The organism is Rickettsia rickettsii (assembly GCF_001951015.1).
GTDB lineage: Bacteria > Pseudomonadota > Alphaproteobacteria > Rickettsiales > Rickettsiaceae > Rickettsia > Rickettsia rickettsii.
In genome coordinates this window covers 451,643-464,264 of the sequence record NZ_CP018914.1, presented here as the reverse complement: position 1 = coordinate 464,264, position 12,622 = coordinate 451,643, and the positions used below count along the sequence as shown (strand labels likewise).

Below are 12,622 nucleotides of genomic sequence, written 5' to 3'. Positions count from 1 at the left end.
ATCTATTAAAATAATTATTTAAAATGCACAAGCTTTATAATAAAACACAAGACAAATTTATTGTCTATGATAATTATAGAATAATTAATACAAATATTCCATCTGTAATTTTTTTACACGGCTTGATGTCTAGTATGCAATCAACTAAGGCTATCTATTTAATAGATTATTGTAAAAAAAACAATTATAATTTTATTGTTTTTGATAATTTCGGCCATGGAAACGCATCAGGACAATTTAAGGATCAAACAATTAGTGATTGGTTAGAAGGAGTATCACTAATTTTAGATAAATTAATTAATACGGAGGCGATATTAGTAGGTTCGAGCATAGGAGGATGGCTAGCACTTCTTGCGGCTTTAAGATTTCCTGATAAAATAAAGGGACTTGTGTGTGTAGCCCCTGCTCCAGATTGTACTGAAAATATTTGGCAAAATATATCTCTAAATGATCAAAATAAGATGCAAAAAGAGGGAATACTAGAAGTAAGCGGTAAAAATTGTGAACATAAATATCATATAAGCTATAAACTGATAGAAGATGCAAAAAAACATTTATTATTGACAAAGAAACAGATTGATATAAATATACCGGTACATCTCATTCATGGGATGTTAGATGAAGACGTGCCTTATAATGTTTCAGTAAAATTATTAGAAACAATAACGAGCAAACAAATAGTAATGAAGCTAATTAAAGACGGTCACCATAATTTATCTAGAGAAGAAGATTTAAAGGTAATGACAAATTCCTTAGAAGAAGTAATTAGACTCTTAAGTAATATTAAATAAACAATAAATATGTATAGCAACATAAATAAAGTTCATGATTTTAAAGAAGTTATAGAAGCGGTAAAACAAGCCGATAATACTAGCTTGGTGTTTTTTGATGTAGATGAAGTAATTGTAATGGATAGTGATGAATCTAGGTTAACACATGATTATAGAAAAGAATTAATGAAGAACATTGAAAAAAGACTTACTAGAAAAGAATGTGAATTATTACTTAGTATTGTTCTTAAAGATAGGAAAGCTAGATTTGTTAACCCAGATATCTTAACGATATTTGCTCTACTTATAGAAAAAAATGTACCGGCAATGGGTCTTACTAAACTTCCTACCGGTAAATTCGGCGTAATTGAAGATATGATCGAATGGAGAATTCGTGAACTCACTGCATTAAAGGTAAATTTTCAAGAATTTTCACCTTTAAAAGATGAGATAATAATAGAAGATTTTAATGCCGGTTACGGTAAACCTACATTAAAAGACGGAATAATTTACACTGCGGAATATGATAAAGGAAGCATGCTTGAGTATGTATTACGAAAAACAAGTTATTATCCACAATCAATAATATTTATCGATGATATGGAAGAAAATTTATTATCATTACAAGAAATTTGTAAGAAACTAAAAATTAACTATCAAGGATTTGAGTTTACCGGTTCTGCTATCGTTCCTGAACCTGTTCTTGATGCACAATTAGAAAAAATTAGATTTGAAATTCTAGAAAAAGAATATAAATGGTTAACGGATGAGGAACTGAAAAAGCATACTTTGTCATCTAGTAGTTTGTCCACAGTATCCAGCTAAAAATGTCACAATAACATACACTTTTAGTTGCTTTTCCTAGATGCCGTGGACAAACTACTAGATGACAAAGTATGCACCTTAGAGTATAATATATGATGTCTGCAAAACTTATTGTTCTTTTTACCTTACTTATCTCGCTTTCTACTATGGCAAGTAAAAAGGAAGAAGAAACAATTACAGCAGTAAAAGCAACTAAAGTACAAATTGCTGAGCTTTACGACATATTTAATATTGTAGGACAATGCCAGAATGATAATAGTCGTGATTATTATGCCAATGCCACCGGAGTAGTTGAACAAGTCTCAGCACATCAAGGAGAAATAGTAAAAAAAGGGGATATATTGCTAGTTATAGATAAAAACATAGCAGAAACCACTAAATCTAGAGCAGCAGCGTTATTAAATACAAAACAAGAAGATTATAATAGAAAAGCAGCTTTATTCGCTAAAAAATTTGTAAGCAACGAGGAATATAAAAGGTCAAAAAGCGAACTTGAAGATGCAAAATTTAATTATTCCAAAGCTCTAAAAACATATAATGATATGATAATTACTGCACCCTACTCTGGTAAAATAGGCGTAATTAAGTCTATGGTCGGCGATGAAGTAAAAAGAGGTGACTATCTTTTTAGCATTACCGGAACAGAAAACTCACAAAGTATTTTTATTGAATTACCGGAGTCTTTAAGCGGAAAAGTTGGCGTCGATACTGAAGTTTTAATTGCAGGAAAAATTAAAAGTACAATCGGGGCAATATCGCATTACTTATCAGATAATGGTACTTTAACAGCTAAAATTATTGTACCTATGGGTACAAAAATCCTGCATAATAGCTTTGTAGATGTTATGCTTATAATTAACCCTCATAAAAACCTAACCGTTCCTGCAAGTTGTATTCAACGCAATAATCAAGGTAATTTTATTTATAAAATAGACGGTTATACGATAAAACAATTATATGTAAAAATCGGTACACGTACAGAAGGTCTAATTGAAATTATCTCTGACGATATTAAAGCAGGTGACTTAGTCGTTACCGAAGGTATGACTAAAATTGGTGATGGCTCAAAAGTTAAGATACTTGAGGAATAGTTATTTATATATGCTTTTTAAGCCATCTCTGTATTCTAGAGATTGTTGCACGTATTCCTTCTTGCCTTATAGAAGTAATAGTTAATAAAATCAAAATTTTTGTCACAAAGCAATAGGTTCGTATTTTTTGAATTACATAGTTATTTTTGAAAAAAGAAATATTACTTTTTTTATAGTCTTCATTTTTATTTTCTAGTAATCTTAATTGTGTAACAGCTGCTAATAACAAATTAATAGTAAACGGACTAAATTTACTTAAATAAGAATCATTAAGAACATAAGAAGTAATATTTATTAAACCTACTGAATATTTATTTGGGTCCATAAACGTATTAGTACCACCGCTAATTCGTACTTTAGACAATTCTTTGTCTATACCGCCTATTGAGTTTTTACTAGCAATAGATATCCATAAACAACAATCTTCACCGCTTCTTATATTTTCAGGAAATAAATTTTCTTGAAATAATGTCAAAGTGCCCATAACTGTCGGCATTGCTATTGGACAAGTTTGTATGACTTGAGGAAAAACATTGCCACTAAAAAGCCCGGAATGAACAGATTCGATATATTTTCCTTTTTCATTTATTTTTTGATATGAAGTATGAGAAAATATAAAATTATTTTCTTCCATAAACTTTAATTGGATTTCTATTTTATCCTTATAAAATAAATCGTCTGAATCAAGGAAAGCAATATATTTTCCTATAGCATTTTTAATACCTAAGTTACGTGCAGCAGCAGGTCCTTCATTTTTTTTATGAAAATATTTTATTCTTTTATCTTTTTTGCATATTGCAGTTAATTCTGATATATCATCAGTCGACCCATCATCTATTATAAGTATCTCAAAATTTTTGTGTGTTTGAATAAGTACACTTTCTATAGCTTCAATTGCCCAATTTATTCTATTATATACCGGTATAATAACACTAATTTTAGTATCATTTAGTACTTGTTTAGCCATAGTATTTGCTAAATCACAGGCTTTTTTATACGGAGTATTATTGGATAAAAAAGTAGCTGTACGAGTTAAAAATAAATAAGGAGAACCTTCCATTTTGATCATTTCTTCTTCTGTTAACTCGTGAAGAAACGATGACCATAATACATTACATTCTTCGTTATGATTTGATATTTTTTTACTACCTTGCTCTGAATGAAAACGAGATTTAATTAGGATAGATTCGTCAAAATGAATAGGAGCAACACGGAAAATTTTAAACCATAAATCATAATCTTGCGTTGTCGGTAAAGCCTCATTAAATATACCGACTTCATGAAAATATTTAGCAGGAATCAATAACGAACAACCATGTATTAATCCTCGTAATAAAGGTAATAAAGAAATATTAAGTTTATTTATAGGTAGCACACTATCCGGTTTAATATAACGTAGAGAGTTGCCTTTTTCATCGATTAATTCATAACCACCGTAAATGATAGTATCTTTATTATCTAATTTATTTAATATTTCAACTTGATGCTCGATTTTATTAGGATAATATATATCATCATGGCTAAGCCACGAAAAATATTCCCCTTGCATGTGTTTTATACCGTAATTTAAGGCCGAACCGCAACCTCCGTTTTCTTTATGAAAATAGCGTATTTTATCACCATATGATAATGCTACACGTTCTGTCTCTCCATTATCTTTTGAACCATCATTAACAACAATAATTTCAATATTTTTGTAAGTTTGTGCTAAAGCACTATTTATAGCTTCTTTCATATAATTAGCCCCATTATAGACAGGTATAATAATGGAAACTAAAGTATGATAAATATTTAGAGGTTTATCTTTGCTATTTGTCATAACTTTTAAAAATAATTTATAAAATGTTAGTTTTATTGTTTAAATTTTCTATAGAGTTTTAGAAAAATAGATTTTTCTTCTTCACTAATAATTAGTTTATTTTAAAATTTTTATTTCTTCTAAAGCATTATTTAGCTCTGTTACAGTATTATTTTAATTTAGTGTTTCTCTTCGCTATTTTTAAATGCATCTCTAGTTTGCAGCAATTGTTTTAATATATCTTGGGATTGCAAACCTAGCTTTTCTAAAATTCTAGAGTCCAAGCTGAGATTGGATAGTTAAATAATTGTTTTATAGGCTTTAAATCTGAGTTACTAGATATACAGATTATAGAATTAGGAGGATTTTTTCAGAATGCGTGTCGTTAGTTACACCATCTACTCCTTCATAGAAAAATTCTTTGTTCGGATATGATTCAAAGTCTTTTTCAGTAATTCAATTAACTAAATGATGTATATTCCCTTCCTGTTCATTAAAAGGTACATTTACTATTAATCGTTTTTTATATTTAAGATTAAGTGCTAGATTTAACCCATCTTCAATATGCTCAAGTGCATGTCGTGATACAATATAATCATATTCTTCTGCCTTTTTAATAAAACTAACTAAATCAGATTTAATATATTGTATATTAGATGCTCCACAATTTTGTTCAGCATAAATTATAGATTCTTTACTGATATCTATTGCTGTAATTTCTACTCCTAATATATCACTAAGCATGAAAGTTCCGTGTCCCGTTCCACAACCTATATCTAAAATTTTTATTTTTTGATTTAGCATTAATGGGCTATTAAGTATATCGGCTTCTATAATTTTTTTAAAAATCTTATAGCTACTTTTATGACGCATTACCTCTAAAACATCATAAGTTTCCCTAAGAATCAATCTTTCTCCATCATTATAAATTTCTTCTAACATAAATTATTTAAACTATTATAATTTTAATAAATATTCGGCGATAAATGCAGCAGGGTTTTCTACAGGATCAAGCATCTTTTTAAATTGATTTCTGCCACTACTATTTTCATAATAAGGTAAATAATGATTTTGCTTAATAAATTCTATATAGTTAATAATATCTTGCGGCTCATAAGCAAAATACATATATTTTTTTAATTCTTTAGATAGAGCATTGCTATTAAATTCATTATTCCAACCATTACTTAAGTAAATTATAGGCTTATCGGCAACTACTACTTCAGCAAGAGATGAAGTACCGTCACTTATTACAATATCTGACACCATTATATCATCCAGTAACGACCTGAATGCATGTGCAGAAATAGTAACATTCTTTAAAGAGTTAAATCTACTTAATATATTATCCATATCACTTTGGCTTAAGTAATTTTTACCGACTGCATAGGTAAATAGTGTTACATGCGGTCTTATAATAAAATGAATATTAGGATGTTGTAATGCATAATTATAGAAAAAATAGTGATAATTTAAGAAAGTAGAACCTCCTTCATATAAATCTCTATTTTTAAATGATAATTCCCATCTAGGAAGCCATAAAATGGTTTCCGAGTTTGGTTTTTCTTTAAGATTATAATTTCTTACTTCATAGTATGGTTGATAACCTGAAACAATAACTCTATCCTTAGGAAATTTATAATGACTAGTAAAGATATCCTTTGTACTTTCTGAATCAACAAATACCGTCTCTATGCAACTTGATAACTTATCATCATCAATATTTTTTTGATGAAAGATATGAGGACCATAGACTATATACATAATTTTTGTTTTAGTGCCTCTAAAGCTCTTATACAAATTAGCAGCCGTAAAAGGTTCTGATATATAGCCTTGAAAATTTTCGTAAGGATTTTGCGTAAAGATAAAATCCGGCTGATAATTTTTTAGTTCAGAAATTTCACATTTTGTATTAACATTTGAATAAGAAGCATACTTACCGCATGGATATATCACATCTTGTGCATCAAATTTACTAATAAACCCGGTATCTATTCCTCCTTGAATATTGGGATGAGGATGAGGTACTATTACAATTTTGACATCGTGACCTATTTTTTTCATCTCATTATACATTGCGTATACGCCTTTGCCGCCGAATGTCTCTGTACTAACAAGGAAAACTATTTTTTTATAAGAATTTTCTTTGGAATAGCAAAAAGAAGATATAAGAGTTATTAGTAAAAAAACACTTAAAAATAAAGTGTTAAGTTTTATTAATTTAAAAAATTTCATGTTTTTGATATGATAATAATGAATAGGATTACTTTTTAAACCATACTGTATGGTTAACATAATCCACATAACTTAAAACTATACGTAATATTTTCTTTGATACAAGTCCTGCGTCTGCATAATCCGGCACGATATCTTGCAAGCGTTTATTATTCTCGTGTTCTTCCGTAATAGCTTTCACCGATTGTAGTACCCGTTCAGCCTTAAAACCCGACATAATAAGTGTTCCGGCGTCCATACCTTCAGGACGTTCATGTGCTTCTCGAATATTTAAAGCAGGTAAATTAAGTATAGATGCCTCTTCAGTGATAGTACCGCTATCGGATAAAATACAAAATGCATTCATCTGAAGTTTAACGTAGTCCGTAAACCCGAAGGCTGGCAAAAATCTTATTTTATCGCCAAGTTCTTTAAACTCCTCTAAATCCTCAAGCCTTTTTTTAGTCCTTGGATGTGTTGAGAAGATTACAGGAAAATTATACTCTTTAATAAGCGTTTGTAAACTACTTAATAATTCTTTCAGATTATTTTTGACATCAACATTTTCCTCACGATGTGAGCTAATTAAGAAATATTGCTTTGTGGTAAGTGACAATTTATCTAAAATATCAGACTTTAATATTTTAGACATAAAGCGATCAAGGACCTCAGGCATATGTGAACCTGATTTAAAAATAAGCTCAGGCGGTAAACCTTCAAAAATTAAATAACGTCTTGCATGCTCGGTTAACGTAATGTTAACGTCACTAATATGATCAATGATTTTACGGTTTATTTCTTCAGGTACACGCTGATCAAAACAACGATTTCCTGCTTCCATATGAAAAATTGGAATTTTACGGCGTTTAGCGGCAATTGCCGATAAACATGAATTAGTATCACCGTAAAATAAAACGGCGTCGGGCTTTTCTTTCTCAAGTACTGCATCAACTTTTTCGATAATAAGCCCGATAGATTTTGCCGTATTATCTGCTGCTACTTCTAAGAAATAATCGGGTTTTCTAATTCCCATATCATCAAAAAACACCTGATGTAATTCATATGCATAATTTTGACCGGTGTGAACTAGGATGTGATGAGTATATTTATCAAACTCAGAAATCACGCAGCATAGTTTAATAAGTTCAGGACGAGTACCAACAATCGTCATTACCTTAAGCATTTTTTAGCTCCTCTTGTACGTAATCAAGAGTCAGTAATAACTCTTTTACTTCTTCTAAATTTAAACGTTTTGTATTATGGGAAGTGTAATCCTCTAAAAGTGCTACTTTCTTTTCACCTTCAACAAAATATTTTGCATAATTAAGATCGCGCCCGTCCATAGGAATACGGTAATAATCCCTTAAATCATCAGCTTTTGCCATTTCTTCTGATGATACTAATGATTCGTAATGTTTTTCGCCGTGACGTGTACCGATAAAACGTATTTCATTTTTACTATTGAATATATCTTGTAACGCTTTTGCGAGTACTTCAATTGTGCTTGCCGGAGATTTTTGTACGAAAATATCACCCTGATTACCATGCTCAAACGCATATAAAACTAAATCCACCGAATCTACAAGCGACATTAAAAAACGTGTCATTGACGGTTCTGTGATGGTTAATTCCTTACCTTGTTTTATTTGATTGATAAAAAGAGGAATGACCGAACCTCTAGAAGCCATAACGTTACCGTATCTAGTAACGCACAGCACAGTCTCACCTGGAGAACGCATACGTGCTTTTGCTATGGCTAACTTTTCCATTAATGCTTTAGATAATCCCATTGCATTAATTGGATATACAGCCTTATCGGTACTTAGTACAATCACTTTTGTAACTTTGTTATTAATAGCAGCACTTAAAACATTTTCAGTACCTAAGACGTTAGTATTTATTGCTTCCATAGGATAAAATTCACAAGTTGGAACCTGCTTTAAAGCAGCGGCATGGAATACATAATTTACACCATGCATTGCCTCATCAATACTTTTATAATTGCGTACGTCCCCGATATAGAATTTAAGTTTCGGATTATTTAAAGCAATACGCATATCCTCTTGCTTTTTTTCATCTCTACTGAAAATACGAATTTCCTTAATATCGTTAATAATACCGGATTTAAGAAAACGAGAAAGCACCGCATTACCAAACGAACCGGTGCCTCCTGTAATCATTAAAGTTTTATCTACAAACATTATATATAAATACCTATTTTGTTATTATTCATTCTGTCATTGTGTCAATCGAGAAACACTCTAAGGTAGCCATCCTGTGGCTTGTCCACAGGGTCCAGTTATAAAAAATACAAACATAAAACGCTCGATTTATCTCACTTTATGCTGGATTCCGTGTACAAGGCTATATTTGCAATGACAATTTACTTAAACTCACACATACGCTTTACAAGCTCACGCCATTCAGGAGGCGTATATCCCGTCACCTCATTAAAACGAGTGCTATCTAGTGAGCGATCTACTACAAGCTCATCTGATGCAATAATATCGATGTCTTTATTATATATTTCTGCTACTAATTTTAACAATTCTAACTTATTAATCGGTTTTGAGGCAACATGATAAAGCCCGTGCAACTCTTTATTAGGTAACACAAAATCCCTTATTATTCTTGCAAGCTCTACTGTCGGGAATCCTGAATAAATAGCTTTCTCAAACCCTTTCACTGAACCTTCTGCACTTAAAAACCAATTGATTAAACTTCTATTGCCTGCTAGCTCATGACCTATAATGGAAGTACGCAATGTGATAGCATGCGGATAATCTACCTCACCAAGAAATTTTGAACGACCGTAAAGGTCATAACAGTCAGAAAAATCGCTTTCCTTATAATTACCTTTTTTTCCTGAAAACACACAATCAGTACTAATATGGATTAACCTTGAATTAGCTAGTTTACATAAATTAGCTAGCCTATGAGGCAACAAACTATTTATCGGTAATGCTTTTAATGGGTCATTAGCATCTGCCAATTGTTTTACAAGCCCTATACAATTTATTACTATATCGGGTTTTGTTTGATTAAATACCTCAACTAACGCATCATGGTTCTCAACATTTACATTTGTAATTAATTTATCGGATAAATCCTTAGAAAAGTAAGAACGAGCTGAATTATTTCGGGCTGTCGCAAAAATGTCAAATTTTTTATCACTACTTAAAAACCTGAATATGCTATTACCTAGCATACCGGTAACACCTAAAATTAATATTTTCATAGTATATTTTATTTATTTTTACCGAATCGGTTCTATCATAAATAATATATCTTTACAATAGTGTTTTGAGTGCGTAACAATATTGAGTTATACATAATTAACTTGCCATAGAAAAGGTTCTTATTCTATCTTCTGTAATTTTCCAACCTTCATCTTCTGCAAGCTCTAAATCATATTGGTCTTGCATATTCCCAACGAGGATTAATATTAAAATACTTACCCAAACGAAGGGCTGTATCAGCTGCAATTGAACTATGATGCTTAATTATATTATTGATCCTAGTAACGGGTACATAAATATCACGAGCAAGTTTGCTTTGACTAATCCCCATAGGTTCAATAAATTCTGCTAGTAAAATTTGTCCCAGTGAAATAGGAGGTAATTTATTCTTGGCTTTGTTGCATGGACCGTTTTATGTCATTCCCGCGTAGGCGGGCATCCAGTAAAACCTATAAAAACAAGTTTTTATAGGTTTATTTTGTCAAATATGCCACTTCTATATCAATATTGAAGTTATTTTGCTGGATCCCCGCTTTCGCGGGGATGACATTGAGTAGGTTTTTCGATCCATACAACAACTCCTCAATGCTTTCCTAATTAAATATTTTTTATAGAATCAAGCACGGTTTCAAGAATCATACTAGCAGCTACTGCATCATCGTTATTATTACGGTCTTTTCTTTTCACTCCAAACGATTTAAGCAAATTATTTGCAGCTTTGGTAGTTAATCTTTCATCTTGTAAATATATAGGCAAGTTTATAGATTTTGCTAGCTCTTCAGCAAATTTCATCACTATATTTGTTTGCTCCGTTACTGCTCCGCTCATATCAATCGGTAGACCTATTATAACACCGCAAACTTTATATTTCTCGATGATATTAAGCAAGACAGTAATAACAATTTTTGTATTTATCTCGGTTATAGTATTTAAGGGCATAGCAATGCTAAGTTCTTGATTAGATAATGCGATTCCTAATTTTTTGCTTCCGTAATCAATAGCGATAAGCGGAGCATTTGGTATTAAAAGCCGATAAAATTCTTGAAGATTTTTTATGATCATGATAGTTATAAAAATTACTTTATTAATTATTATTTATGCTAAAAACTATTCAGAAACATTTAGATACGAAATTAATTAAATTATCAGCGATTTTAGCCTTTATTTATTGTTTATTCTTTAATACCGCAATATTGATTTATAAATTTGATTATTATAAAGCAACAATCTTTAGAGGGATATTAGAGTTATCAAAAGATTTTTGCTATATTTATATCTTTTCTTTTATAGCATTTTTCGGTCTTAGCGTACATAGATTAGTGTTAAAAATCGGCGTGGGGTTTTTATTTATAACATCCGCTATTGCTAGTTATTACATTTATTTCTTCAAAATCAATCCTACTAAACAAGTAATAGGTAGTTTTTTTTCAACGGATTTAAACGAAGTTTATGAATTAACCAGCATTAAGTTAATAATATGGATAATTTTTTGCCTTTTGACCTGTTTTTATACTCTCAAATCTTTTGCCGCCGAAAATTCTAAATCATTCGTAACAAAACTATTATCTACCGCTTGCTTACTTATTTTTGTATATAATATTATTACTCCTTCATTTAAGATACTAAAAAATTATTTTCCCATTCAGTATTTACATAATAGCTACCTTAATTTTGCCGGAAATTTCGGTGAAAAAAATTATGCATGTATAGATATTAGCAAACAATATAACTTTATAGATAAGTCAGATAAAGATATTATCGGTGTTTTAGTTATAGGAGAATCAGCAAGATTTGATCATTTCGGTATTAACGGTTATGAAAGAGATACGACTCCTTACTTAAAGACTACTCAAAACCTAATTTCTTTCAAAGCTAAATCTTCTTCTAACCTTACCTATCTTTCCGTACCGTCGTTACTTTCACGTTATCCTGCAAGTCAAATTGAAAATAGTAGACAAGAGAACAGCTTTTTATCAATTTTAACAAATCTTGGCTTTAATACTACCTGGATCGGGACTCAAACTTTAATGAGGAGTTTTGCAAATTTTGACCTCAGTAATATATATAATGACGTTAATTTTACTATAGTACCGGGCGGCTCTGCCCTATTTTCTTTAAATGATCATGATGAAAAAATATTGCCTTTTATAAAAGAAATACTAACAAACTCAGAGAAACAATTTTTAGTAGTTCACACTTCCGGCAGCCATTGGAACTATAATGCGAGATATCCAAAAGAGTTTGAGTATTTTACTCCTACCTGTCCTATTAAGGTTAAGGGAGATGCAAGTGATTGCGATAAGCTTGCTTTAGTTAATAGCTATGATAACTCTATTTTATATACCGATTTTTTTTTATATAATTTAATAGATTTGCTTAAAGATAAAAATGCATTTTTATTATATGTATCTGATCACGGCGAGTCCCTCGGAGAAAATGGTTATTACGGTCACGGCGGTCCACTACTTGCAGAACAAATAACCGTACCTCTTATAGTTTGGGTATCAGATGATTTTCAAGCCAAATATCCTAAATCAGTATCTTCAATTAAAAATTATGCTAATACCGAAATTAGCCATGATTATGTATTTCATTCAATCCTTAACTGTTTAAATATAGAGTCCGACATAATAGATAAAGACTTAAGTATATGTAAATCTAGTTAAAAATTATTGAATTATTAAA

Annotated in this window: 13 protein-coding genes; 4 read left to right on the top strand and 9 right to left on the bottom strand. The window is 30.7% G+C overall.

The window, feature by feature from the left end; translation table 11 throughout:
* The first annotated feature begins 23 nt into the window (after positions 1-23).
* From BTU51_RS02655 to BTU51_RS02645, 3 genes are all read left to right on the top strand, one after another.
* Positions 24-791: an alpha/beta hydrolase gene (locus tag BTU51_RS02655; protein ID WP_012150667.1), complete on the top strand. Its 768-nt coding sequence runs from the start codon at positions 24-26 to the stop codon at positions 789-791.
* A gap of 9 nt (positions 792-800) precedes the next feature.
* The gene (locus tag BTU51_RS02650; RefSeq protein ID WP_012150666.1) at positions 801-1,595 is read left to right on the top strand and encodes a DUF2608 domain-containing protein; all 795 of its coding nucleotides are present in this window, start codon (positions 801-803) and stop codon (positions 1,593-1,595) included.
* Between the two features lie 92 nt (positions 1,596-1,687).
* Positions 1,688-2,686, top strand: coding sequence for an efflux RND transporter periplasmic adaptor subunit (locus tag BTU51_RS02645; RefSeq protein WP_012150665.1), 999 nt, complete (start codon positions 1,688-1,690; stop codon positions 2,684-2,686).
* 4 nt (positions 2,687-2,690) lie between these two features.
* Here the strand turns inward: BTU51_RS02645 and BTU51_RS02640 are convergent, their stop codons facing one another.
* The 9 genes from BTU51_RS02640 to ruvX all read right to left on the bottom strand — a co-directional run bounded on the left by BTU51_RS02640 (position 2,691) and on the right by ruvX (position 10,999).
* Positions 2,691-4,505 (bottom strand): glycosyltransferase family 2 protein, encoded by a 1,815-nt coding sequence (locus BTU51_RS02640; RefSeq protein WP_012262327.1) that lies wholly within the window; start codon positions 4,503-4,505, stop codon positions 2,691-2,693.
* Positions 4,506-4,940: 435 nt separating this feature from the next.
* Positions 4,941-5,426, bottom strand: coding sequence for a class I SAM-dependent methyltransferase (locus tag BTU51_RS02635; RefSeq protein WP_012150663.1), 486 nt, complete (start codon positions 5,424-5,426; stop codon positions 4,941-4,943).
* A gap of 15 nt (positions 5,427-5,441) precedes the next feature.
* Positions 5,442-6,788, bottom strand: coding sequence for a hypothetical protein (locus BTU51_RS02630; protein ID WP_041472429.1), 1,347 nt, complete (start codon positions 6,786-6,788; stop codon positions 5,442-5,444).
* Positions 6,748-7,881, bottom strand: coding sequence for a non-hydrolyzing UDP-N-acetylglucosamine 2-epimerase (gene wecB, locus BTU51_RS02625; RefSeq protein ID WP_012150661.1), 1,134 nt, complete (start codon positions 7,879-7,881; stop codon positions 6,748-6,750). The genes BTU51_RS02630 and wecB overlap by 41 nt, the downstream gene beginning before the upstream one ends.
* Positions 7,874-8,899, bottom strand: a complete 1,026-nt coding sequence (gene capD, locus BTU51_RS02620) for a UDP-glucose 4-epimerase (protein WP_012262324.1) — start codon at positions 8,897-8,899, stop codon at positions 7,874-7,876. The genes wecB and capD overlap by 8 nt, the downstream gene beginning before the upstream one ends.
* A 182-nt stretch (positions 8,900-9,081) precedes the next feature.
* Positions 9,082-9,936 carry a dTDP-4-dehydrorhamnose reductase family protein gene (locus BTU51_RS02615; protein ID WP_012150659.1) on the bottom strand — a complete coding sequence of 285 codons (855 nt, stop codon included), beginning with the start codon at positions 9,934-9,936 and terminating at the stop codon, positions 9,082-9,084.
* A 97-nt stretch (positions 9,937-10,033) separates the two neighbouring features.
* The gene (locus tag BTU51_RS08790; protein ID WP_012150658.1) at positions 10,034-10,123 is read right to left on the bottom strand and encodes a hypothetical protein; all 90 of its coding nucleotides are present in this window, start codon (positions 10,121-10,123) and stop codon (positions 10,034-10,036) included.
* Positions 10,107-10,268, bottom strand: coding sequence for a helix-turn-helix transcriptional regulator (locus BTU51_RS02610; protein WP_012150657.1), 162 nt, complete (start codon positions 10,266-10,268; stop codon positions 10,107-10,109). The genes BTU51_RS08790 and BTU51_RS02610 overlap by 17 nt, the downstream gene beginning before the upstream one ends.
* A 266-nt stretch (positions 10,269-10,534) precedes the next feature.
* Positions 10,535-10,999 (bottom strand): Holliday junction resolvase RuvX, encoded by a 465-nt coding sequence (gene ruvX, locus BTU51_RS02605; protein WP_012150656.1) that lies wholly within the window; start codon positions 10,997-10,999, stop codon positions 10,535-10,537.
* A gap of 35 nt (positions 11,000-11,034) precedes the next feature.
* On the opposite strand from ruvX, the gene BTU51_RS02600 reads away from it, so the two are divergent.
* Positions 11,035-12,603 carry a phosphoethanolamine transferase gene (locus BTU51_RS02600; protein ID WP_012150655.1) on the top strand — a complete coding sequence of 523 codons (1,569 nt, stop codon included), beginning with the start codon at positions 11,035-11,037 and terminating at the stop codon, positions 12,601-12,603.
* Positions 12,604-12,622 lie beyond the last annotated feature (19 nt).